The organism is Sphingomonas sp. Leaf67, assembly GCF_001421965.1.
Classification (GTDB): Bacteria; Pseudomonadota; Alphaproteobacteria; order Sphingomonadales; family Sphingomonadaceae; genus Sphingomonas.
In genome coordinates, this window is sequence record NZ_LMLP01000022.1 from 193,452 (window position 1) to 217,790 (window position 24,339).

General features: G+C 66.9%; 22 protein-coding genes. 6 read left to right on the forward strand and 16 right to left on the reverse strand.

The annotated features are described in order from the left end of the window. The first annotated feature begins 6 nt into the window (after positions 1-6). The 3 genes from ASE90_RS15620 to ASE90_RS15630 all read left to right on the forward strand — a co-directional run bounded on the left by ASE90_RS15620 (position 7) and on the right by ASE90_RS15630 (position 2,986). Complete coding sequence (locus tag ASE90_RS15620) at positions 7-984, forward strand: flagellin (protein WP_056002825.1); 978 nt, start codon at positions 7-9, stop codon at positions 982-984. Between the two features lie 129 nt (positions 985-1,113). Next, a complete protein-coding gene (motA, locus tag ASE90_RS15625; RefSeq protein WP_056002828.1) occupies positions 1,114-1,977 on the forward strand; it encodes a flagellar motor stator protein MotA in 864 nt (287 codons plus the stop codon). A gap of 4 nt (positions 1,978-1,981) precedes the next feature. After that, positions 1,982-2,986 (forward strand): flagellar motor protein MotB, encoded by a 1,005-nt coding sequence (locus ASE90_RS15630; protein WP_082449866.1) that lies wholly within the window; start codon positions 1,982-1,984, stop codon positions 2,984-2,986. A gap of 9 nt (positions 2,987-2,995) precedes the next feature. Here the strand turns inward: ASE90_RS15630 and ASE90_RS15635 are convergent, their stop codons facing one another. From ASE90_RS15635 to ASE90_RS15650, 4 genes are all read right to left on the reverse strand, one after another. Beyond that, positions 2,996-5,797: a TonB-dependent receptor gene (locus ASE90_RS15635; RefSeq protein WP_156361618.1), complete on the reverse strand. Its 2,802-nt coding sequence runs from the start codon at positions 5,795-5,797 to the stop codon at positions 2,996-2,998. A gap of 102 nt (positions 5,798-5,899) precedes the next feature. Beyond that, entirely contained in the window at positions 5,900-6,274 is a 375-nt protein-coding gene (locus ASE90_RS15640; RefSeq protein ID WP_056002834.1) for a PaaI family thioesterase, read from the reverse strand. Then, positions 6,274-6,714: a PaaI family thioesterase gene (locus ASE90_RS15645; RefSeq protein ID WP_056002836.1), complete on the reverse strand. Its 441-nt coding sequence runs from the start codon at positions 6,712-6,714 to the stop codon at positions 6,274-6,276. Before ASE90_RS15645 ends, ASE90_RS15640 begins: the two co-directional genes overlap by 1 nt. A 50-nt stretch (positions 6,715-6,764) precedes the next feature. Next, positions 6,765-7,229 carry a hypothetical protein gene (locus ASE90_RS15650; protein ID WP_156361619.1) on the reverse strand — a complete coding sequence of 155 codons (465 nt, stop codon included), beginning with the start codon at positions 7,227-7,229 and terminating at the stop codon, positions 6,765-6,767. A gap of 116 nt (positions 7,230-7,345) precedes the next feature. Between ASE90_RS15650 and ASE90_RS15655 the strand changes: the two genes are divergently transcribed. Further along, positions 7,346-8,116, forward strand: coding sequence for a crotonase/enoyl-CoA hydratase family protein (locus tag ASE90_RS15655; protein ID WP_056002843.1), 771 nt, complete (start codon positions 7,346-7,348; stop codon positions 8,114-8,116). A 45-nt stretch (positions 8,117-8,161) separates the two neighbouring features. Here the strand turns inward: ASE90_RS15655 and aguB are convergent, their stop codons facing one another. Both aguB and ASE90_RS15665 read right to left on the reverse strand, forming a co-directional pair. Continuing rightward, on the reverse strand, positions 8,162-9,007 hold the full coding sequence (gene aguB, locus ASE90_RS15660; protein WP_056002846.1) for an N-carbamoylputrescine amidase: 846 nt from the start codon (positions 9,005-9,007) through the stop codon (positions 8,162-8,164). Positions 9,008-9,026: 19 nt separating this feature from the next. Beyond that, the gene (locus ASE90_RS15665; protein WP_056002849.1) at positions 9,027-9,992 is read right to left on the reverse strand and encodes an agmatine deiminase family protein; all 966 of its coding nucleotides are present in this window, start codon (positions 9,990-9,992) and stop codon (positions 9,027-9,029) included. Positions 9,993-10,115: 123 nt separating this feature from the next. On the opposite strand from ASE90_RS15665, the gene fsa reads away from it, so the two are divergent. Both fsa and ASE90_RS15675 read left to right on the forward strand, forming a co-directional pair. Then, the gene (gene fsa, locus ASE90_RS15670) at positions 10,116-10,769 is read left to right on the forward strand and encodes a fructose-6-phosphate aldolase (protein ID WP_056002852.1); all 654 of its coding nucleotides are present in this window, start codon (positions 10,116-10,118) and stop codon (positions 10,767-10,769) included. Positions 10,770-10,795: 26 nt separating this feature from the next. Beyond that, positions 10,796-11,677, forward strand: a complete 882-nt coding sequence (locus ASE90_RS15675; RefSeq protein WP_056003064.1) for a tyrosine recombinase XerC — start codon at positions 10,796-10,798, stop codon at positions 11,675-11,677. 175 nt (positions 11,678-11,852) lie between these two features. Here ASE90_RS15675 and ASE90_RS15680 read toward each other — a convergent pair whose 3' ends face one another. From ASE90_RS15680 to ASE90_RS15720, 10 genes are all read right to left on the reverse strand, one after another. Continuing rightward, a complete protein-coding gene (locus ASE90_RS15680) occupies positions 11,853-12,104 on the reverse strand; it encodes an ATP synthase F1 subunit epsilon (RefSeq protein ID WP_056002855.1) in 252 nt (83 codons plus the stop codon). Positions 12,105-12,228: 124 nt separating this feature from the next. Beyond that, on the reverse strand, positions 12,229-13,701 hold the full coding sequence (gene atpD, locus ASE90_RS15685) for a F0F1 ATP synthase subunit beta (RefSeq protein ID WP_056002859.1): 1,473 nt from the start codon (positions 13,699-13,701) through the stop codon (positions 12,229-12,231). Then, positions 13,701-14,291, reverse strand: a complete 591-nt coding sequence (locus ASE90_RS15690; RefSeq protein WP_056002863.1) for a hypothetical protein — start codon at positions 14,289-14,291, stop codon at positions 13,701-13,703. Before ASE90_RS15690 ends, atpD begins: the two co-directional genes overlap by 1 nt. A gap of 105 nt (positions 14,292-14,396) precedes the next feature. Then, positions 14,397-14,639 (reverse strand): energy transducer TonB, encoded by a 243-nt coding sequence (locus ASE90_RS19370; protein ID WP_156361620.1) that lies wholly within the window; start codon positions 14,637-14,639, stop codon positions 14,397-14,399. Between the two features lie 65 nt (positions 14,640-14,704). Beyond that, positions 14,705-15,592, reverse strand: a complete 888-nt coding sequence (locus ASE90_RS15695) for a F0F1 ATP synthase subunit gamma (protein ID WP_056002867.1) — start codon at positions 15,590-15,592, stop codon at positions 14,705-14,707. 123 nt (positions 15,593-15,715) lie between these two features. Further along, positions 15,716-17,245, reverse strand: coding sequence for a F0F1 ATP synthase subunit alpha (gene atpA, locus ASE90_RS15700; RefSeq protein WP_056002870.1), 1,530 nt, complete (start codon positions 17,243-17,245; stop codon positions 15,716-15,718). Between the two features lie 2 nt (positions 17,246-17,247). Next, positions 17,248-17,820 (reverse strand): F0F1 ATP synthase subunit delta, encoded by a 573-nt coding sequence (locus ASE90_RS15705; protein ID WP_056002873.1) that lies wholly within the window; start codon positions 17,818-17,820, stop codon positions 17,248-17,250. A gap of 410 nt (positions 17,821-18,230) precedes the next feature. After that, entirely contained in the window at positions 18,231-19,778 is a 1,548-nt protein-coding gene (locus tag ASE90_RS15710; RefSeq protein ID WP_056003066.1) for a S1C family serine protease, read from the reverse strand. A gap of 56 nt (positions 19,779-19,834) precedes the next feature. Further along, on the reverse strand, positions 19,835-22,000 hold the full coding sequence (locus ASE90_RS15715; RefSeq protein WP_056002875.1) for a primosomal protein N': 2,166 nt from the start codon (positions 21,998-22,000) through the stop codon (positions 19,835-19,837). A 235-nt stretch (positions 22,001-22,235) separates the two neighbouring features. Further along, on the reverse strand, positions 22,236-24,314 hold the full coding sequence (locus tag ASE90_RS15720) for a TonB-dependent receptor (RefSeq protein WP_056002878.1): 2,079 nt from the start codon (positions 24,312-24,314) through the stop codon (positions 22,236-22,238). Positions 24,315-24,339 lie beyond the last annotated feature (25 nt).

The window sequence follows — 24,339 nt, forward strand, 5'->3', positions numbered from 1 at the left end:
CGACCGATGCAAATCTCCACCGCCAATTTCTACAATCGCGCCACGAACCAGATGACGCGGCTGAACGGCGACCTCAACCGGCTCAACACCGAATTGTCAACGCAGAAGCATCTGAAAGTCGCGTCGCAGGATTCGGCGGCGTGGATGATGCTGGGCGGGATCAAGAAGGACGAGGCGGACTCGAACGCTTTCCGTTCCAACATCACCTTGTCGCGCGGATTGTTGGCGCAGGCCGACACGGCGCTGGGCAACGCCGACGAACGGCTGGTGCGCGTTCGCGAACTGACCGTTCGCGCGGGCAGCGATACGCTGAATGCCAAGGACAAGGTGGCGATCGCCGCCGAACTCGACCAGATTCGCGACGGCCTGCTGGCGATCGCCAACGGCCGCGACGTGCGCAATCATCCGGTGTTCGGCGGGACCGGCGACGTGGCCTTTGCCAAGGACGCGACGACCGGCGCGATCACCTATACCGGCAACGCATCGGTCGCGAACGTCCGCATCGGCGAGGCGAGCGAGATGCAGGTCGGCATCGATGGCAGCCGGGTGTTCAGCGGGGCCAATGGCGGTGTCGACATCTTTGCGTTGATCGACGATCTGAAGACGGCGATGGAGATGCCGACCGACAAGCCGGTGCTCGATCCGGCGGTGCCGGTCGACCCGGACGCCCCGGTATTCGACGTCGACGCCGCCCGCAAAGCCTATTCGGCGAAGATCAGCACCGCGCTGGGCAAGCTGGATACGGCCGAGGCACAGGTGACGGCGGCACGTGCCGCCAACGGCGCGCGGGCGGCGCGACTGGAGATCGAATCGAGCCAACTGGAGAATATCGGCATCGACCGTGAGGAAGCGCGCAGCGCGCTTGAGGATACCGACATTTCGACGACGATGGTCGAGTTTCAGAAGACGTTGACGATTCTCAGCGCAACGCAGGCCAGCATTTCCAAGTTGGCGGGCATGTCGCTGTTCAACTATCTAAAGTGACGGCAATGAACCTCGCCCGACGGTAAATTGTCGGGTGGTAACGATTTCTCGACGTCTATCGGCCACAAGGGACGGGTGATGCGACGCAGACAGCGGCGCAACGGATCGTAACCCAGGGGCAAGCGCCATATGTTTCCGGCCATCGGCTTCGTCGTCCTTCTCGTCATGGTGTTCGGCGGGTTCGCCTTCACCGGTGGCGATCTTGGACCCGTGCTGCACGCCCTGCCGCACGAAATGCTCATCATCGGCGGCGCGGCGGTGGGCGCGCTGATCATCGGCAATTCGGGTCGCGAGCTGAAGGGCATGGGCGGCGGCTTCATGAAGGTCATGAAAGGCCCGAAGTACAAGAAGCAGGATTATCTCGACGCGATCTTCCTGGTGTCGAAGCTGATGAAGATGCTGCGCGCCGAAGGACCGATCGCGCTCGAACCTCATGTCGAGGACCCGAAATCGTCGTCGGTGTTCGGTGAATATCCCCGGCTGGTGAAGGACCATACGCTGGTCAACCTGATCGCCGATACGCTGCGCCTCGTCGTCGTGTCGTCGGGTACGCTCGACGTGCATGCGGTCGAGGAGGTCATGGATAACGCCATCAAGACCCATCACCACGAGGAACAGGGGCCGCAGGCGACGCTGCAGGGTCTTGCCGACGCTCTCCCGGCATTGGGCATCGTCGCGGCGGTGCTCGGCGTGGTCAAGACGATGGGATCGATCGACAAGCCGCCGTCGGTCCTGGGCGGCATGATCGGGTCGGCGCTGGTCGGTACCTTCCTCGGCATTCTGCTCGCCTACGGTCTGGTCGGACCGCTTGCGGGCCGGTTGCAGCAGGTGATCGACGCCGATGCCGCCATCTATCACACCGTCAAGCAGATCATCATCGCCTCGCTCCACGGCCATCCACAGCCGCTGGTGATCGAAGCGGCGCGTTCGGGCATCCCGCACCACAACCAGCCCGGTTTCGCCGAAGTCTTCGACGGCCTGCGCGGACGCTGATCCCATGGCGAAGGCACCCCACGGCAACAATCAGCCGCCCCCCGTCATCATCGTCAAGAAGATCATCGCCGAGGGCCATAGCGGCCATCACGGCGGTGCGTGGAAGGTCGCCTATGCCGACTTCGTGACGGCGATGATGGCGTTCTTCCTGCTGATGTGGCTGCTCGGTGCCACGACCGAGAAGCAGCGCAAGGGACTGGCCGATTACTTCACCCCCTCGCTGGTCACGGTGAAGGCCGGTGCGGCGGGATCGAACGGGCTGTTCGGCGGCGAATCGATCGTCGACAAGGACAGCTATCCGCACCGCGCCGCGCAGACGGGCACGCGGTCGCTGACCATCCCGGTCGATGCCAATGGCGGCGAAAAGGCCGGTTCGGGCGAAAAAGGCCGGCTGAAGAACAAGGCCGAAATGGCCGAGGCCGATCGCAAGGCGTTCGACAAGGTGAAGCGCGAACTGAAACAGAAGCTGCAAGCCAGCCTCGAACTGCGCAAGCTCGCCAACAATGTCCGGGTCGTGCCGACGCGTGACGGCGTACGGATCGATCTGGTCGACAATGCCGATTATTCGATGTTCTCGCTGGGCACCACCGCGCTCGCCCCCGAAGCGTCGAAGCTGATGGCGTTGATCGCCGAGACGGTAAAGGATTTGCCCAACACCATCATGATCCGGGGGCATACCGATTCGATCGCCTATGGCCGGCGCGAGACGATGAACAACTGGATGCTGTCATCGGGCCGGGCCGAAGCGACGCGTCGCCGCCTTGCCATGTCCGGGGTCGGCGAACGCCGCTTCGAACGGATCGAGGGCGTGGCCGATCGCGAGCCGATGGTCGCCAAGGACCCCTATGACCCGCGCAACCGCCGCGTCGCGATCACGCTGCTCTATCAGGAGACGGCCGGATTCGGGGGGCGTCGCATGGCCAGCACCGACAGCGACGCCCCCGCGCGGGCCGATGTCCCACGCCCCGGCGTCGAACACGCCGAAGGGGAGCGTTCGGAGGCGCATTGATCGGGCGGATCAGAAGAACAGCTTGCGGAAGGTCAGCCGCACGACGCGCCCGGTCGCATCGAGATAGCCGGGCTGATAGTTGATCGGCACCACGCCGTTGGCGTCGGTCACCCGCTGGCGCGCATTGAACAGATTGTCGACGCCGATGCTGATCCGCGCACCGCGCAGCCAGCGATTGTCGCGGACCAGTCCGGGTTGCTGGCCCAGTTCGATCCATGACCGCAGCCCGACCCGCGCGAGACCGCCGAAATCGAGCGTCTGGCCGGTGCCGCTGGCGCCGCCATTGACCTCGGTCCCCGACTGCCAGTTGACGGTCACCCGCGCGCCCAGCCCGTCGCGGACATAGCCGCCGTTGAAATCGATCTGGTGGCGCGGGGTGCCGCCATTGTCGTCGACCGCCGACCCGTTCAGCAGATCGAGTTCGGGCAAGCCGGACCGGATCACGATCGTGTCGGTCAGGTTCACGCTATGATAGACGCCGAACCACAGCCGGCCACCGCCGCCGCCACCGAAACCACCGCGCCCGCCACCGCCGCCGCCGCCGAACCCGCCGGGGCCGCCAAAGCCACGTCCGGCGCCACCCGGACCACCGCCGCCCGGCCCGCGTCCTTCGCCGGCACCGGGCGGTGGCGGTGGCGCACCGGCGGCCTCCGCCGCCTCGCGCTCGGCCCGACGCCGTTCCATGAAGGCGCGCCGCTCGGCCTCGGCCGCGCGCGATCGGGCGGTGGTGATCCGCTTGGCGAAGTTGACGCCGTAGCGCAGCACGCTGCTGTCGGCGCGCGCGAAATTGACCGGGCGTCCATCGACGCGGGTCAGGACGCCGCTTGCCGGATCCCGGGTGAAGCGATCGGGAAAAGCGTCCTGAATCTCGGCGGTGATCGTCGGGAAGGTGCGGATCGGGTTGTCGGTGTGATTGTTGGTATAATCGAACTGGAATGAGATATCGCGCCCGCTCCACGGCTTCAGGTTCACCCCCAGTTTCAGGACGCGGCTGTCGCTTTGCACCAGATTGGGGTTGCCGCCGCTGATCGCGGTGACGTCGACTGTCTGGCCCAGCACGTAGTCGAAGCGGCGGACGAAGGGCGTGGTGATGAACGGGTTGCCAAGCTGCTGCTGCGACGGCGCATTCTGTTCGTGGCTGACCGATGCCAGCACGCGCAGCGCGGTGATCGGTTGCCAGTTGAGGCCGTAGCCGTACGAGGTCAGCGTCCCGAAGTCCGACAGCTGCTCGACCTCGGCATTGGCGTTCAGCGACAGGCGGCCGAGCGCGGACAGGACGTCGCGCGAGGCATTGGCGATCGGCAGGTCGATATTGGCACGCACCGACCCGCTGTCGCGGCCGAGATCGGCGGCACTCGCCACCCCGGCGCGCACCGAATCGCTGCTGAAATCGCTGGTCGTGCCGGCGATGCGGATGCTGGTGCTGGCATCACCGGCGGGCAGCGAGAAGGGCGATCCGGCGACGAGGCCATTGATGCCGGCGATGCTGGAGACCGATTTCGCGCGATCGGCGGTGCGGATCAGGTTGCCGAGATCGCCGAACGGGCTGAATGTGCCCGCGCTCACCGCCGCCTGGATATCGGTCACGTCGACGCCGCGATCGGTACGGGTGCTGGTTTCGATCCGGTCGTAATTGCCGTTCACCGTCCAGCGCCACCGGCCGAGATCGCCGTTCAACGCGAAACCGGCGTTGGCGGTCGTCGTCTCGCCATTCTGGACCAGCGGCTTGGCCTCGGCATAACGCCGAACGATCACGGTGCTGGCAAAGGGCGAGAGCGGCGTGTTGCCGGGCAAGGTGAGCGAGATGGCGGGCAGGCCGAGCAGCGATTCGGTGCGGTTGTGCTCGACCCGTCCGGTCACCGTCGCCGCGACATTTCCGAAGATGCTGCGTGCATAGACGCCGTTGGCGGAGAAGCGGTCGACTGCGCCCGACAGCGTCCGGAACGGGGTGGTGTCGGTGACGCGCGGTGTGTTGGCTCCGGCGGCAAATCCCGCCAGCGTCGGCGCGCCGTCCGGCACTGCCGCGACGGTGACGGGGGTGCCGGCCAGTGCGCTCAGCCCCGCATCGATCGCCGCGCCATTGGTCGTGCCGGTCACGTTGCCGATCAGATCGTACGGCGTGCCCGACGTGTTCGGGATGATGCCGCGTTCGCTTTCCAGCAGGTTGCTGGTCGTCTCCGCCTGCAGGTTCAGGTTGAAGCGTTTGTCGCGGTCGATGCGGACGAGACCCGCCTCGGCCTCGACATTGCTCGATCCGCCTTCGGTCGGTACGCTGCCCTGCAATTCGCCGGTATAGCTGCGGAAACGCGGGCGCAGGACGAAGTTGATGACCTTCTGGTCCGACCGATAGCCGAATTTCAGCGCGACTTCTTCCGGAAGGATGTCGACGCGCAGGATCGCTTCGGTCGGCAGGTCGCGGACTTCCTGAAAACCCGCCGAACGCCGTCCGTTGACGAGGAAGACCGGCTCCCCGCCGCGCACCGATTGCAGCTGCGGCGCGAGTTCGGCGACCAGTTCCGCGACCGAACTGACGCCGTAGGAGCGGATGTCGGCTGGCGACAGTTGCAGTTCGGGCTTGATGTCGCCCGGCACCGATCCGGGGGGCGGGCGGCCGGTGACGACGATCTCTTCGGCTTCGCTTTCGGTCTCGGTGCCGCCGGCTCCGGCAGGATCGGTCGGTTCACCCGGTTGCAGCGCGGTCGGGGTCTGGGCGACAGGGGCCTGCGTGGTTCCCGCGACCGGGGCGTTCTGCGCCGCCAGCGCAGCGGGTGCCGACCCCAATGCCAAAACCGCCAATGTCCACCGCGCCATGCAAAACCCTTTTGAAACCGTGCCCGCATCGTTGCGGTGCACAGCTGCTACGTCCCGAATGTCGCACAACTATCGCAGGTCTTGAAAATATCCGGGGCGGCTTCAGCGCCGTAGCAGATAGTTCAGCCGCGCCGCCGCGATCGGCCGGTCGCGATCGTCCTGCCACGCGGTCGCGGCGACATTGGCGATGCGCGCACCCAGCCGGGTGACGCTGCCCGCCGCCCATGTCGTCCGTTCGCGTCCGCCGCGCATATAGTCGATGGTGACGTTGATCGGCTTGATCGTCGCCTCGTCCGCGCCCAGCGCGTGGCGCAGCGCCACCCATGCCGCCATTTCCAGCATGCCGCCGATGGCACCGCCATGGACGAAGCCGGGTCGACCGAGCAGGTCGTCGGCGAACGCCATCGCGACGATCGGCTGCCCGGCATCGTCGGTGTCGAGCGTCAGCCCGAGCAGGTCGGCATAGGGTGGCAGCATCAGCCCGCGTCCAGCAGCATGAACGTGCCGGCGACATGCGCGACCGGGTCGCCCGGATCGCCGTCATGGGCGATGCCGCGCACGAACGCGACCTGCCGCGCGACGCGGTAACATTCGCCGCGCCCGACCACCGTCCGCTCCGGTGTGGCCGGGCGCAGATAGTCGAGCCGCAGGTCGAGCGTCGCATGCGGCAGGAACGCCCCGCGTTTCAGCCACACGCCGACGCTGGTCGCCATGTCCATCAGCGTCAGGATCGGCCCCGACGCCAGCACGCCGCGCGCCGGATCGCCGATCAGGTCGGGGCGGAACGGCAGCAGCAACTCGCACCAATCCGCGCCATGCGCCTGATAGCCGATGCCCAGCCGCGACCCATGCCCACCGACCCGCGCCGAAAAGAAGCGGGCCGGGTCGAAGCCGAGCGGGGGCGGGAAACCAGTCATCACCGGCCCGTGTAGAGGGTTTCGGCGGTCGGTTGAAGCGGCGGCGGGGGTCAGTGCAGCGCGATCTCCGTGACATAGAAGGGCGCGACCACCTTGTCGGTCGCATTCTGTACCCATAGTCCGTCGATCTGCTTCTTGTCGGCACCGATCCTCGACAGCGGCAGTTCGATCTTCTTCCAGCCGCTTGCGGGCAACGTCACCGCATAGGCCTGCGCATCCAGCGGCTTGCCATCGACCACCGCGACGATCCGCAACTGCTGCGCGCCGCCGTCCATGCCCTGGATCAGCATCGTCACCGATTTATACGCCGTGGTGTCGAACGGCGCGTGGTGCAGGTACAGCGCCTGATACGGCCCAGCCTCGACCCGGATCGGCTTGCGCTGCGATCCCAGTACCTCGCTCGACAATTCGACCTTCGCCCAGCTCCAGTTTTCCCAGCCATTGCCGAGCGCGGTGCCATACACGTCGCCGACGCCCGCGTCCTGCGCGACGGCCGGTGCCGCCAGCAGCGCCACGGCCAACCACCAATGGCCGCATCTTTCCTCTCCTCTCCCCCGCCGGTATCGTCCGGCTGCCCCCATGCTACGCGCGCCGCGTCGATTGAAAAGGGGGAAGTTGGGGAGCGGGACCGATGCGGGTGACGACGATGATCGCAGACGGCATTGCCGACGTCCGGCTGACCCGCGGCGACAAGATGAATGCGATCGATCCGGCGATGTTCGATGCGCTGATCGACGCGATCGAAACGTTGCGCGCGTCCCCGGCGCGCTGCGTCATCCTGTCGGGCGAGGGGCGCGCCTTTTGCGCCGGGCTGGATATGGCGAGCATGGCGACGGGCGCGGCGGGCCTCGACCTGACGACGCGGACGCATGGCATCGCCAACCGGGTGCAGCAGGTCGCATGGGGCTGGCGGACGTTGTCGATGCCGGTGATCGCCGCGGTGCATGGGCTGGCACTAGGTGGCGGATTGCAGATCATGGCCGGCGCCGATGTCCGGATCGCCGCCCCCGATACGCGCTTTGCGATCCTGGAGGCGAAATGGGGACTGGTCGCCGACATGGCCGGCTTCGCGCTGTGGCGCGATGTGCGGGGCGACGTGCTGCGCGAACTGGCGTTCACCGCGCGGGAGTTCGACGCGGTCGAGGCGCAGGCGGCGGGGTTCGTGACGCGGCTGTCCGACGATCCGCTTGCAGCGGCGCAGGCACTGGCCCGATCGATCGCCGAGCGCAGCCCGGACGCGGTGCGTGCCGCCAGGCGCCTCGCCAACCTCGCCGACGACGCGGATGCCGCAACGATCCTTACCGCCGAAAGCGCCGAACAGATCGCGCTGCTCGGTAGTGCCAATCAGGTCGAAGCCGTGCGTGCCGGCATGGAGCGGCGTGCGCCGAACTTTGCCGACTGACCCATCGTCCTTCCCGCCTGCGCGGGAATGACGATGGTCGCTACTTCAAATATCCTGCACCAATCGCCCGTACAGTTCCGGCCGCCGGTCGCGGAAGAAACCGAAGGCGGCGCGGTGGCGCTTGACGCGGTCGAGGTCGAGCGTCGCAGTGATGACCCCCTCTTCCTCGCGATCAAGTTCGGCAAGGATGTCGCCGCGCTCGTCGGTAATGAACGACGTGCCGTAGAACGTCTGGTCATGTTCGACCCCGACCCGGTTGGCCGCGACTACCGGTACCACGTTCGACACCGCATGGCCGACCATCGCCCGCCGCCACAGCCGCGCGGTGTCGAGGCTGGTGTCGTGCGGTTCGCTGCCGATCGCGGTCGGATAGAACAGCACTTCCGCGCCCATCAGCATCAGCGCCCGGGCGGTTTCGGGATACCATTGGTCCCAGCAGACGCCGACGCCCAGCTTGACCGGCCCGTCCCATACCTTGAACCCGGTATTGCCGGGGCGGAAATAGAATTTCTCCTCATATCCCGGACCGTCGGGGATATGGCTCTTGCGATACACGCCCTGCACGCGACCATCGGGGTCGATCATCGCGAGGCTGTTGTAATGATGCGGGCCGTCGGCTTCGAAGAAGCTGGTCGGGATATGCACCTTCAACTCGCCGGCCAGCGCCTGCATCGCCAGCACCGCCTTATGCTCGGTGACCGGCTTGGCGTTGGCGAACAGCCCTTCATCCTCGACCCGGCAGAAATATTCGCCTTCGAACAATTCGGGCGGCAGGATGACCTGAGCACCCCGTGCCGCAGCCTCGCGGACCAGCCGCGATACATTGGCGATGTTGCGGTCGATATCGGTCGAGAAGCCGAGCTGGAGCGCGGCGACGGTGATCTCGGTCATGACGGGGCGGTCCTTCGGGTTACGCCGGAATCTGCTGGCTGATGCAGTGGAAGCTGCCGCCGCCGGTCAGGATGTGATCGGCGCGTAGCCCCACGACCTCGCGATCCGGGAAAATCCCGGCAAAGGCGGCGATGGCGGCGGCATCGGTGCCGGTGCCGTAGAGCGGCACGACCACCACGGCGTTGCCGATATAGAAGTTCATGTGGCTGCCCGGAATGATCTCCTCCTCGGGCGACAGCACGCGGCCGGGGGAGGGGACCGGCACTACCTCGACGCCGAACGCCTGTGCCCGTGCTGTCGCATCCTGATAGATGCGCCAGTTGGGATCGTTCTCGGCCGCCTGCGGGATTGCCAGCCGGTTCGGCCCGACGAAGCGCGCCAGATTGTCGACATGGCCGTCGGTATGATCGTTCAGCAGCCCGTCGCCCAGCCACAATACCCGGTCGTAGCCGAGATCGTCGTGCAGCCGCGCTTCCGCCGCCGTCTTGAAGAAACCGGTGTTGCGATTGGGGTTGAGCAGGCATTGCTCGGTCGTCACGACCAGCCCGGTACCGTCGCCGTCGATCGCGCCGCCCTCGATGATCCAGTCGTGATTGGCCACGGTCAGCCCGCGCCCGCGGGCAAGGCGCAGGCCGATGTCGCTGTCGCCGGGCAGGTCGTACTTCCCGCCCCAGCCATTGAAGCCGAACCGGTGCGCGGTGCCGTCGCCGCCGATGATCGGGCCGGTATCGCGCAGCCAGATGTCGCCGAACGCCTCGATCGTGACTTCGGCAAAGGGCGCGCGGGCGCGGGCGTCGTCGGCCGCTTCCACGGTCGCAGCGACCAGGATCACCGTCTCACCGCGTCCTTCGGCATGGACGGCCTTCGCAAAGGCGACGACTTCGTCCCGGGCGGGGTCGAGGTCCTCCAGCCACAGTTCGGCGTGGCTGGGATAGCCGATCCATACGGCGGCGTGGGGGGCCCATTCGGGTTGCGGCGCGGTCATGCGCGCGCAGATACTGGATCGGCGCGCGCAGGAAAAGGGTCGACGTCCGCCTGCCCTTGCTCCGGCCGCGCCGATGGGCGATGGGGCGGCATCTTTCCAAGACCCGCGCAGGAACCGAGTCCCATGAAATTCTTCGTCGACACCGCCGATACCAGCGACATTCGCGAACTGGCCGAAACCGGCCTGCTCGACGGTGTGACCACCAACCCGTCGCTGATCCACAAATCGGGCCGCGATTTTCTCGAGGTCGTGCGCGAAATCTGTTCGATCACGCCGGGGCCGGTATCGGCGGAGGTCGTAGCGCTCGACCACGCCGGCATGATGCGCGAGGCCGAAATCCTGCGCAAACTGGCCGATAACGTCGCGGTGAAGGTGCCGCTCACCATCGACGGCCTCAAGACCTGCAAGGCGCTGACCGACGACGGTACGATGGTCAACGTCACGCTGTGCTTCTCCGCCAATCAGGCGCTGCTGGCGGCAAAGGCCGGCGCGACCTTCGTCTCGCCGTTCGTCGGGCGGCATGACGATATCGGTTTCGACGGCATGGGGCTCATCAGCGATATCCGCCTGATCTACGACAATTACGATTTCGGGACCGAGATCCTCGTCGCCAGCGTCCGCCATCCGATCCACGTCCTCGAATCGGCCAAGATGGGTGCGGACGTGATGACCGCCCCGCCGTCGGTCATCCGCGCGCTGGTCAAGCATCCGCTGACCGACAAGGGGATCGAAGGCTTCATGGCCGACTGGGCCAAGTCGGGCCAGACGATCGTCTGATCGACGCGGGGGCTGGCGTGGACGACCTGACGCAGCCCCTGCCGCTGGCCTTCGCGACGCACTTGGCGCGGGATCGTCGACGATCCGGGCATACCGTCCGTGCCTATGCCGCGACCGCCGAGCGGCTGATCGCGTTCCTGCAAGGCCATTGGGGCGGGGCGGTCGATGGCGGGCGACTGGGCCGCATCACCGCCGCCGACCTGCGTGCCTTCCTCGCCCGTCGCCGCGAAGACGGGCTGGGTAATGCGTCCGCCGCACGCGAATTGTCGGCGGTGCGGGCCTTTCTCGATTTCGCCGGTGTTGAAGCACCGCGCCTGCGCGGGCCGCGCACCGGCAAGACCGTGCCCCGTCCGATCTCGCCCGACGACGCGGTGGCGCTGGCCGGGGACGTCGCCGACTTTGCCGCCGAACCGTGGATCGGTGCGCGCGACTGGGCGGTGTTGCTGCTGCTTTATGGTGCTGGACTGCGCATCGGCGAGGCATTGGCGCTGACCGGGGCGGTCCTGCCGCTGGGCGCGACGCTCGTCGTGACCGGCAAGCGCGACAAGACGCGGGTCGTGCCGCTGCTGCCGCCGGTCCGCGCCGCGATCGAGGCCTATGTCGCGCAGCAACCCTGGGGCACCGCGCGCGACGCGCCGCTGTTCCGGGGGGCAAAGGGCGGGCCGCTGGCTGCCGGGGTCGTCCGGCGGGCGGTGCAGGCCGCGCGCGGGCGGCTCGGCCTCGGCGACCGCACGACGCCCCACGCGCTGCGCCACAGCTTTGCCACGCATCTGCTGGGTCGTGGCGCGGACCTCCGATCGCTACAGGCGCTGCTGGGCCATGCCAGCCTGTCCTCGACGCAAATCTATACGGCGGTCGATGCCGCCCATCTGTTGGACGTATACCGGAACGCGCATCCGCATGGATAGCTACTGCCGATGGGACAGAGATAGCTGCCCAATACGCATTTCCTTCACCGTGCAGTAGAAGCGCGGTCCCGGATCGAGTCCGGGGTGACCCTCGATTGGTGAACGCTCCAAACGCGAAACGCCGCGCCGGACCTCGGTCCGACGCGGCGTTTCGTTCAACGCATTGTGAGCGCGATCAGCCGGCCTGTTCGGCGAGGATCGTCAGACCCTTGGAATTCACCTCGGCAAAGCCGCCGCGGATCGCGATGCGCTCTGCCTCGCCCTTTTCGGTGCGCTGGATCAGGACGTCGCCATCGCGGATCGTCGACATGAACGGCGCGTGGCCTTCCAGCACACCGAAGTCGCCTTCGGTTCCCGGAACCGTGACCATGTAGACCGATTCCGACCGCACCAGCTTTTCGGGGGTCACGAGTTCGAAGTGCAGCATTTTCAAAACCTCACTCCCTCTCCCCTTCAGGGGAGAGGGCAGGGGGAGAGGGGGGTTCGGCCGAGAGGTTCCGACTGCCCCTCTCCCCGACCCTCTCCCCGCACGCGAGGAGAGGGAGATGGAATTACGCGTCCTGCGCCATCTTCTGGGCCTTGGCGACGACTTCGTCGATGCCGCCGACCATGTAGAAGGCGCTTTCCGGCAGGTGGTCATATTCCCCTTCGACGACTGCCTTGAACGACTTCACCGTGTCTTCCAGCGCGACGAACTTGCCGCTGATGCCGGTGAACACTTCGGCAACGTGGAACGGCTGGCTGAGGAACTTCTGGATCTTGCGGGCGCGGGCGACCGTGACCTTATCCTCTTCGCTCAGCTCGTCCATGCCGAGGATGGCGATGATATCCTGCAGCGACTTGTAGCGCTGGAGCAGCGACTGCACGGCGCGCGCCGTGTCGTAATGCTCCTGACCGACGGTACGCGGCTCCAGAACGCGGCTGGTCGAATCGAGCGGATCGACCGCCGGATAGATGCCGAGTTCCGAGATCGCGCGGTTGAGCACGGTCGTCGCGTCCAAGTGGGCGAACGAGGTTGCTGGGGCCGGATCGGTCAGATCGTCGGCGGGGACGTAGATCGCCTGCACCGAGGTGATCGAGCCCTTGTTGGTCGAGGTGATGCGTTCCTGCAGCGCGCCCATGTCGGTCGACAGCGTCGGCTGATAGCCCACCGCCGACGGGATGCGGCCGAGCAGTGCCGACACTTCCGAACCCGCTTGGGTGAAGCGGAAGATGTTGTCGACGAAGAACAGCACGTCCTGCCCTTCGACGTCGCGGAAATATTCGGCGATCGTCAGGCCCGACAGCGCGACGCGGGCACGCGCGCCCGGCGGCTCGTTCATCTGGCCATAGACCAGCGCGACCTTCGAACCCTCGCTGGTCGGATTGCCGTCGGCATCCTTGGCGATGACGCCCGCGTCGAGGAATTCGTGGTAGAGATCGTTGCCCTCGCGGGTCCGCTCACCGACGCCCGCGAACACCGACGTGCCGCCATGGCCCTTGGCGATGTTGTTGATCAGTTCCTGGATCAGCACGGTCTTGCCGACGCCTGCGCCCCCGAACAGGCCGATCTTGCCGCCCTTCGCATAGGGTGCCAACAGGTCGATGACCTTGATGCCGGTAACGAGGATCGCGCTCTCGGTCGATTGGTCGACGAACAGCGGGGCCGCTGCGTGGATCGGCGCGGTGGTTTCGGCACCGACCGGCCCGCGCTCGTCGATCGGCTCGCCGACGACGTTCAGGATGCGGCCGAGCGTCTTGGGGCCGACCGGCACGCGGATCTGCGATCCGGTGTCGCGCACCGCCTGACCACGGGTCAGACCTTCGGTCGCGTCCATCGCGATCGTGCGGACGGTGCTCTCGCCCAGATGCTGCGCGACTTCGAGGACCAGCCGGTTGCCGTTATTGTCGGTTTCGAGCGCCGACAGGATGGACGGCAGTTCGCCGTCGAACGTCACGTCGACGACCGCGCCGATGACCTGGCTGATCCGGCCGGTATGGTTGGTGCTGCCCTGGGGGGCGTAGGTGTCTGCGGCGGTTGCCATCACTGCTTCCTCGGTTCGCTGCTGCTGCCCGCCTGTGGCGCGGGGCGGGTAAAGTCTACGATCAGACGGCGGCCGCCGTCGATCTTTTCACGGGTAATCTGGTAATCGGCACCGGACAGGCTGCCCTTGACCGGGCTTTCGGTCCTGATGCCACGCTTCACCTCGTCACGGCCGGGAAGGCCGAGGCTGGCAAGCGGACGGTCGATCCAGCGGACGAACTGGTCCTTCGAAAAGGGGCTGGAATCGAGGTTCACGATGTCGAGGGTGAACTGCAGCCGATCGATCCGCCAGGCGTCACCACGGACGTAAAGGTTCGCGGTATTGACGGGCTTGATCGACGGATCGGCCATCGGCGTCGGCATCGCGTTGGCGATGAAGGCACCGCCGGCCTGCTCGTACGGCGACAGGCGGAAGCCCATGCCGTTCAGCAGGTCGATCGTTTTCGGCGCATCGCCGAACACCGTCGCCCAGCCGCCGGTGACGAAGGGCGTCGGCGTCACGCGCGGCTTGTCCGCCGCCTTGTCGGCAGCAGGCTGACCGCAGCCGGCCAGCATGGCGACGAGCGCCAGCAGGACGGCGGGACGGATCACAGCGCTTCGGTGCCGATGATCGGGCTGATCCGGCCGGCATGGTTGGTGCTGCCCAGAGGGGCGTAGGTGTATGCAGCGGTTGCCATCATCTAGTCCTCCAAGCCGTCAGTCTTTAATCTGAAAAGTCACGCGCCGCTTAAACACCCAACGAACAGGCTTACCGTTCTCGTCCAATTTGGGGTTGAAGTTAGCCTTCGCAAGCAGATTTCGGCAGACCGCTGCATCAATTTCCGGAGACGCCGTGCTGGATTCAACGTTACACTTATCTGCCTTGCCGTTCGTGTCTACATCAAGCGCGACGTTCAGGACTGCCGTCTTTGATGATGTATCCGACGGTACCGTCGACATCGTCGGTCCTTGCGCGGCAGTCCATGCCGTCGAAGGTACCACGAGCGCCAAGGCAATCGAGAAAATCACAGCGCTTCGGCACCCGAGATGATTTCGACCAGTTCGGTCGTGATCGCGGCCTGGCGGGTGCGGTTATATTCGATGGTCAAGCGGTTGATGAGATCGCCCGCGTTGCGCGTAGCGTTGTCCATCGCCGTCATCTTCGAACCCTGTTCCGACGCCGCGTTTTCCTTCATCGCACGATAGATCTGCACCGCGATATTCGTGGGCAACAGATTGTCGAGGATCGCTTCCTCGCTCGGCTCGTACTCGACCACCGCGTCGGCGGAAGGTTGCGAAGTTGCCACGGCGGGGGTTGGGATCTTGACCGGAATCAGTTGCTGTTCCGTGGGTTCCTGCGTCAGTACCGTTTTGAAGGTTGCATAGAACAGGTGCGCGACGTCGAATTCGCCCGCATGGAAGCGGCGGATCAGGTCGTCGGCATAGCCCTTCGCATCGGCGAAGGTCAGCTTGCCGAGATCGCCCGGTTCGACCGAATGGACGAAGCCGTCGCGGAACTGGCGCGCCAGCACGGCGCGACCCTTGCGGCCGATCGTCAGGAACTTCACGGTCTTGCCCTGTTCCTGAAGCTCCAGCGCGCGGCGGCGCGCCATGCGGGCGATGTTCGAGTTGAACGCACCGGCCAGCCCCTTGTCCGAGGTCGCGACGACGAACAGATGCACCTGATCGCTGCCGGTGCCGGCGAGCAGCGGCGAGCTGCCTTCGGTGACCTGTACCGTCGAGGCGAGGCTGGCGACGACCTGTTCGACGCGGCTCGCATAGGGACGACCGGCCTCGGCCGCTTCCTGCGCACGGCGCAGCTTGGCGGCGGCGACCATCTTCATCGCCTTGGTGATCTTCTGCGTCGACTTCACCGAGCCGATGCGGAGCTTTAGGGCCTTGAGGCTTGCCATCTGTTTTCCCTACTCCCTCTCCCCTTCAGGGGAGGGGGTCGGGGAGAGGGGAGTGCCAACTTCGGGCGTCCCGCTCTTCCCCTCTCCCAACCCTCTCCCCTGAAGGGGAGAGGGCTTTGATAGTTACGCGAAGTTCTTGGCGAACTGGTCGAGCGCGGCCTTCAGCCCCGACTTCGCCTCGTCGCCCAGATCCTTGGTGTCGCGGATCTTGGTGAGGACGCCCGCATGGTTGGCACGGAGATCGGCGAGCATCGCCTGCTCGTAGCGGGTTACGTCGTTCACCGGAACGGTGTCGAGATAGCCCTGCGTCCCGGCGAAGATCGACGCGACCTGTTCCTCGAACGGCATCGGCGAGAACTGTGCCTGCTTGAGCAACTCGGTCAGGCGCGCACCGCGGTTCAGCAGCTTCTGCGTCGACGCGTCGAGGTCCGACCCGAACTGCGCGAAGGCCGCCATTTCGCGATACTGCGCCAGTTCCAGCTTGATGCTGCCCGCGACCTTCTTCATCGCCTTGGTCTGCGCGGCGGAACCGACGCGGCTGACCGAGAGGCCGACGTTGATCGCGGGGCGGATGCCGGCGAAGAACAGGTCGGTTTCGAGGAAGATCTGACCATCGGTGATCGAGATCACGTTGGTCGGGATATAGGCCGACACGTCACCCGCCTGGGTTTCGATGATCGGCAGCGCGGTCAGCGAGCCGCCGCCATTGGCGTCCGACATCTTGGCGGCGCGTTCGAGCAGACGGCTGTGCAGATAGAACACGTCGCCCGGATAGGCTTCGCGGCCCGGCGGACGGCGCAGCAGCAGCGACATCTGGCGATAGGCGACGGCCTGCTTCGACAGATCGTCGAACACGATCAGCGCGTGCATCGCGTTGTCGCGGAAATATTCGCCCATCGCGGTGCCGGTGTACGGTGCCAGATACTGCAGCGGGGCGGGGTCCGACGCGGTCGCAGCGACCACGATCGAATATTCCATCGCGCCGTTTTCTTCGAGCGTGCGCACCAGCTGGGCGACGGTCGAACGCTTCTGGCCGACGGCGACATAGACGCAATAGAGCTTCTTGCTCTCGTCATCGCCCGCATTCGCGGTCTTCTGGTTGATGAAGGTGTCGATCGCGACCGCCGACTTGCCGGTCTGACGATCGCCGATGATCAGCTCGCGCTGGCCACGGCCGACGGGGACGAGGGCGTCGATCGCCTTCAGGCCCGACTGCATCGGCTCGCTGACCGACTGGCGCGGGATGATGCCCGGTGCCTTCACATCGACGCGGGCGCGACGGTCGGACACGATCGGGCCCTTGCCGTCGATCGGGTTGCCGAGACCGTCGACGACGCGACCGAGCAGACCCTTGCCGACGGGAACGTCGACGATGGTGCCGGTGCGCTTGACGGTGTCGCCTTCCTTGATCGACGAGTCCGACCCGAAGATCACGACGCCGACATTGTCGGCTTCGAGGTTCAGCGCCATGCCCTGGATGCCGCCGCCGAACTCGACCATTTCGCCCGCCTGGACGTTGTCGAGCCCGTGGATGCGGGCGATGCCGTCACCCACCGACAGCACCTGGCCGACTTCCGAAACCTGCGCTTCGGTGCCGAAATTGGCGATCTGGTCGCGGATGACCTTCGAAATTTCTGCGGCGCGGATATCCATGTTCAGCCTTTCATCGCGTGCGCGAGCGTGTTCAGTCGGGTCTTGATCGAGCTGTCGATCATCTGGCTGCCGATCTTGACGATCAGACCGCCCAAAAGCGTTGAGTCGACCTTCAGGTCGATCGCGACGTCGCGACCGATCCGGTGGCGCAGCTGCTGACGCAGTGCATCGACCTGCGAATCGTCCAGCGGATGTGCCGAAACGACCTCTGCATTGGTTTCACCGCGGCTGCGTGCCGCCAGTTCGCGAAACGCACGAATGATCGCAGGCAGGTCGCCCAGACGACGATTCTGCGCGAGCACGCCGAGGAAATTGGCGGTCAGCGGGTCGAGGCCGAGCACCGGTGCCAGCGCGGCGATGGCGCGCGCCGCGTCGGCGCGACCGATCAGCGGGCTTTTCACCAGCGCGGCGAGATCGTTCGATTCGGCGATGCCCGTCGACAGCGTCTTCAGGCTCGATTCGACCGCGTCGAGCTGGCCCTGCTGCTGAGCGAGGCCAAACAGCGCGGTTGCATAGCGGCCACCCAGGCTCGCCTGGATCGTTCCGCCGCCAGTAGTTCCGCCGGATGTCTCCACGCGTGCGTCCTTGTCAGGGGTCAATTCAACATCCCATGCCGGTGAGGGGGCCGCACTCCCAACCGCCGTCGCGAACCAATGTCGCGCCGCTGACCGGCCCCACGCGCCCCCGATGGGTCGTGGGGGCCGCTAGCATCGGTGTCATTATTTCGCAAGCTTTGCGGGACGCGCCGTGGTGGGTTGCGATTCGGACGCAAGCTGAACGGGGGATTATCGGGCTGCAACAAGAAGAAAGTTGGGTTCACGCGAAGGCGCGAAGACGCGGAGGGGTCGCGTTCGTTTCGACGGCATTCCGCGCCAGCGGCTTGATTGCCCGTTGCGACCGAGGGCGATGTCTTCCGATCGCGAGCGACGTCGCCCGGAACGCAACCCCTTCGCGTCTTCGCGCCTTCGCGTGAAAACTCCTTCTCTTATTTCGCTGCCGTACAGCGATAGACCAGCCGTTCGTTGACCTGCGCGGGCAACGAGGTGCGAATCGCCGATTGCTGCGTGGCCAGCGCCGCGCGCGCGCCGGTGTCGGCGGCGCACGCCTTTTGCTGCACCTGTCCGCGCAGCGTGCGGGCGCGCTGCATCGATTCGGCGGACAGCAGATAGCGGCTGTTGGTGTAGCTGCCGCTGACGGGATCGAAGCGCAGTACCGACACGGTGGCGTCCTCATTCGGAACGAGAATCCGTTCCCAGCCGCCGCCCGGCGCTTCGGCATATTGGGTGCGGCCGTTCATGCAGCCATCGGCGCGCCAGCCGAAGCGGACGGTTTCCACCGGCGACAGGATGATGCGGCTGCGTTCGGGCACCAGCGTGCATTCGAGCGGCCCTGACAGCGGCGCGATCCGGGTCGCGGCGGTATTGCCCGATTCGTCGGCGGCGGCGATCGAGGCCGGATCGAAATCGGGCCGCAGCAGGAAGGTGGCGATCGCACCGACGAACAGCACGCCGCCGCCGATCGCCGCGAACTTCGCGGCGCGCGGCTGCCCACGGGTCAGCAACAGCCCGGCCCCGCCCGCCGCCAGCACCGACAGCGCCAGCAGCAGCGCGGCGGCGGCGATCATGTTCTCGCGGCGTTCGGCATTGGCGGCGCGCGCCTGTTCGAGCGCGGTCGCGCGTTCCTCGCGCGCGCGTTCGGTGGCGGCGCGGGCGCGCTCGCGGTCCTCGACGCCCTGGCGTTCGGCATCGGCGCGGTCGCGGGCATCGGCATCGGCGAGCGTCAGGCAGGGGGTGGCGATGGTCGCGACCTGCTGTGCCGCCTCGCGCAGGAACGCGATCAGCTCGCCATCGGCAATGGCGAAGGCGAAGCTGGCGTCGCCCTCCTCACCCCGGGTCAGCGCCGAATTGACGCCGAGCACCCGGCCGCACCGGTCGAGCAGCGGCCCGCCCGAATTGCCGCGCGCGATGCTGGCGGTATGGACCAGCACCGCCGTGCCCTCCAGCGTGCGGTTGCCCGACAACACGCCCTGCGAGCGGACCGGGGAGGTCGGCGTGACGAAATCGTCGACCGATCGCGCCGTCGCCAGGTCGACATTGCCGGGATAGCCGAGCGCGATGGCCGGATCGCCTTCGCCAAGGCCACCGGTATAGACGGTCAGCGGGGGCAGGCGCACGCCGCTGACCTCGATCAGCGCCAGATCGCGCGCCTTGTCGATGCGGACCACGCGCCCCTCGAACGACCGGTCGCCTTCGGACGGAACCACGCCGACGACGGTGTCGCCGGGATAGCGTTCCATCAGTTCGACGACATGGGCATTGGTGACGATGCGATTGGGCGCCACAGCGAAGCCGGTGCCGTGTTCGACATCGACCATCTCGCCATCGACGGTCGCGATCACGACGACGCGGACGACGCCGCGCGCCGCCGCCGTCACGTCGTCGGCACGGGCGGGGGCGGACAGGGCCAGCAGCGCGGCGAGCACCGTCAGCCAGATCGTCAGCAGGCGCAGGATCGGTGTCGCGTTCTTTACCATGGTCGCCGCCGTTTCGGCCAAAGCGCCGCGTGGGGCAAGGGGTGGCCAGGGACCGGCTACACGAAACTATAGGGATCGACGTCGACCGCGACGCGGACCTTCGCGCTCCAGTCGACCCCGTCGAGCCAGTCGCGGATCACGTCCTGTATGTCGAGCGCGCGGGTGGCGTGGACCAGCAGCCGGAAGCGGTGCCGCCCGCGCAGCATCGCCAGCGGGGCGGGGGCGGGGCCATAGACGTGGCAGCCATCGACGTGCGGTGCGGCGCGGCCGATCGCGCGCGCGGTCGTCTCCGCCGCGCCCTTGTCCTCCGACGACACGATGATCGCGGCATAGCGGCCGAAAGGCGGCACGCCGGCGTCCTCGCGTGCTTCGGTCTCGGCGGCGTAGAAGCTGTCGGCATCGCCCGAGATCAGCGCCTGCATCACGGGCGCGTTCGGCTGCGTCGTCTGGATATAGACATGGCCGGGCTTGGTCCCGCGCCCGGCACGTCCGGCCACCTGCGCGATCTGCTGGAAGGTCCGCTCCGACGCGCGCAGGTCGCCGCCCTGCAACCCCAGATCGGCATCGATCACCCCGACACAGGTGAGGTTGGGAAAATGATAGCCCTTGGTCACCAGTTGCGTGCCGACGACGATATCGATGTCGCCCGCCTCCATCCGCCCGACGAACTCCGCCGCCTTGGCCGGGGACCAGATGGTGTCGGAGGTGACGATCGCGATCTTGGCGGTCGGCCACAAAGCGGCGGCTTCGTCGGCGATCCGCTCGACGCCCGGACCGCAGGCGACCAGCGCGTCCTCGGCATGGCATTCGGGGCAGGCGCGCGGGGTCGGGATGACATGGCCGCAATGATGGCACGACAGCCGGTGGATCAGGCGGTGTTCGACCATCCATGCGGTGCAATTGGGGCATTGGAAGCGATGCCCGCACGACCGGCACAGCGTCAGCGGCGCATAGCCGCGCCGGTTGAGGAACAGCAGCGCCTGTTCGCCGCGCGACAGCGTCTCGTCGATCGCCTTGACCAACGGCGCCGCGATCCAGCGGCCGCGTTCGGGCGGTTGTTCGATCAGGTCGATCGCCTCGATCGTCGGCAACTGCGCCTTGCCGTAGCGGCCGGGCAGCTTCACCTCGGTATAGCGGCCCTGCGCGACCTGTTGCCGCGTCTCGATCGCGGGGGTCGCGCTGGCGAGGATCACCGGGCATTTCTCGAACAGCCCGCGCATCACCGCGACGTCGCGGGCGTGGTAATGCACGCCCTCTTCCTGCTTGAAGCTGGTTTCGTGCGCTTCGTCGACGACGATCAGCCCGAGATCGGCATAGGGCAGGAACAACGCCGATCGCGCGCCGACCACGACCTTCGCCTGTCCGCTGGCGATGGCGCGCCACGCCCGGCGGCGCTGCGTCGATCGCAGGTCGCTGTGCCATGGCACCGGCTCGCAGCCGAAGCGCGCGGTGAAGCGCTTCAGGAACGGTTCGGTCAGCGCGATTTCGGGGAGCAGCACCAGCACCTGCCGCCCCGCCGCGATCGCCGCCGCCACTGCCTCGAAATACACTTCGGTCTTGCCCGACCCGGTGACGCCGTCGAGCAGGAAGGGGTGGAAGGCGTCGGCCGCCACCGCCGCGGTCAGCCGGTCCGCCGCCGCATGCTGGTCGGCCGACAGTTCGGGGCGATGATGGTCGGGATCGGGGATGGCATAGGGCTGGTCGATATCGACCGACACCGCCTCGATCGCGCCGAGCTTGACGAGGCCGCGGATGACCGCGTCGGACACGTCGGCGAGTGTCGCCAGTTCGCGGACCAGCCCGCGCCGCTCGCCGATCCGCTCCAGCGCCTGTGCCCGCTGCGGGGTCAGCCGGTCGGGGACTTCGCCGGTCGCGCGATATTCGATGGCGAGCTTCGCCCCCTCCAGCGCCGAATTGGACGCAAGGCACATGCGCAGCACCGATGCGGGGGCGGCGAGATAATAGCCCGCCGTCCATTCGACCAGCCGGCGCAAGGGCGCCGCGATCGGCGGCACGTCGGCCACGCCCAGCAACGGCCGCAGCCGGTTGTCGCCAACCTCCTCGGTCGCCAGCCGCTCGGCATCCCACACCACGCCCAGCAACTGGCGGGGGCCGAGCGGGGCGGTGACGATCGAGCCCGGCTCGACGGTCATGCCATGCGGCACCCGGTAGTCGAGCGGCCCGAGTGCGGCATTAAGCAGGAGAACGCGGGCACGGGACATGGCGGTTAGATAGGGTGGTCGGTTCCTTCCGTCATCCCGGCGCAGGCCGGGATCCACGGTCCGCAAGCGCCGATGGCTTCGGTTCCTGTGGCCCGGTGGATCCCGGCCTGCGCCGGGATGGCGAAGGAGGGGGACGATAACCCCCTTCGTCATTCCCGCGAAGGCGGGAATCCATATACGCTAACGGTGCGCCTCGTTCGGCGGCGTATCCGCCCGGGAACGCCGGCAACCGCGGCTACAGCGCCAGCCGCGCCGTCACGCGGATATCGCGCCCGGCGAGCGGGGCATAGTCCTTCAGGAAGCTCGCATGGCGGCGCGCCTCGACGTCGAACAGGTTGTTCGCCGACACCATCAGCGTCGTCTTGCTGTCGCGGCCGAAGGGGCGCAGCGAGACCGAGGCGTTGACCATCGTATAGGCCGGGGTCGTCGTTTCCAGATCGGCGACGCGGTCCTGGCGGGTCACATGCTCGACCTCGCCGCGCACCTGCACCAGCCGGCCCTGCGCCTCGATCCCGCCCAGCACGCGCAGCGGCGGTATGCGCGGGGCGGGGCCGCGATCGACGATCGTGGCGCGGGTATAGTCGGCCAGACCGTCGAGGTTGATCGCCGTCTCGCCGATCTTCGCCAGCCGTGCCGACGTTTCCGCCTCGAACCCCCAGAGCCGGGCATCGGCCTGTTGGTACTGAAACACCGGCAGGTCGTCCTGCTCGGCACCGGTCGGGTTCTCGTAGATGAAGTTGCGGAACCAGTTGTGATAGGCCGACAGGCCGAAGCTGTAGCCGTCGCCCGACCCCTTCAGCGTCGCTTCCAGCCCGTCGCTGATTTCCTTGGCGAAGCCGGGGTTGCCGACCTCGAACGCCTGCGTGCCGGCATGCGGCCCGTTGGCGAACAGTTCCTCGGCCGACGGCGCGCGTTCGGTGTGGCTGGCGTTGATGCCGATGCGGACATGGTCGGCCAGCGCGACGCTGCCGCCCAGCGATCCGGAAAAGCTGTCGAAGCTGCGACGGATATTGTCGTTGCCGAGCAGCGCGTCGGCAGCGGCGCGCGCGGTGGTATATTCATACCGCCCGCCCACTTCGGCACGGAACGCGCCCAGATCGAACGACTGAAGCGTGAACAGGCCGAATTGCTGCGTCTCGCTCTTGGGCAGGAATTTCTCGTCGCCGACGATGTTCAGGTCGCGGATGAACATCTGTCCGCCCACCGCGCCGCGCCATCCGCCGCGCGCCGCCTGCACCAGTTCTACCCGTGCCTCGATCCCCTGATTGAAGAAGCTGGTGCCGATCTCGCCGGTATCCTCGATCTCGTCATGGCGGTAATCGGCGAAGCCCGCGCGCAGGCGAATCTTTTCGACCGGGCCGTCGCCGGTATCGACCTCGGCGCGCATGTCGGCGCGGGTCTGCTGGACATGCAGCGTCACCTCCTCCGCCTCGCCGCCGTTCAGCGAGTAACGGATCGGCACGCCGTACCGGTTGTCCAGATGGCTGACCGAGAAGCCGAGATTGCCGGTGTCAGTGACGATCGCCGCACCGCCGGCGACTTCCCACATCTTCGACTGCGAATTGGGCAGCTTGCCGCGCAGATCGGCAAGGTCGCGGACGTCGGGATCGGCGCTCGCCGCAGCCTGCGTGCGCAAGGGACGCGACATGATATAGCCGCCGGTGTCCAGATCGTCGGTCTGCCCGAAGGTGCCGTCGAGGTGGACCACGACCTTGTCGGTGACCGGCACGTCGACCGCCGCCGATCCGCTCCGTTCGTTCGCGGCCGAGCCATAGGTGGCGAGCGCGTCGACATGGATCGGTTCGGTCGGCACGCGGCGCGGAATGCGGCTGTCAATGACGTTGACCACGCCGCCGATCGCCGACGACCCGAACAGCAGCGCGGAGGGGCCGCGCAGCACTTCGATCCGGTCGGCGGTCAGCGGGTTGATCGCGACGGCATGGTCGACCGAGGTGTTCGATACGTCGAAGCTGCCGATCCCGTCGGTCAGCACGCGCACCCGCTCCCCCTGAAGCCCGCGCAGCACCGGCCGCGAGGCGTTGGGGCCGAAGCTGGTCGCCGACACGCCGGGCTGGCGCGCCAGCGTCTCGCCGATGGTCGGGCGCAGTTCGCGGGTCAGTTCCTCGCCGCTCAGGACACTGGTGCCCGACAGGATGTCGGCCTGGGTGCGGGCATAGGGGGCGGTGACGATGATCTCGGGCGGCGCGTCGCGGTGATAATCGTCGCCGGTCGCCGGTGCGGCAGCAGTCTGGGCGAAGGCGGCGGCGGGAAGGAACAGGGCGGCGCTCGACAGCCACAGGGCGGCACGGACCATTTGATACGACTCCGAAGTACGATGA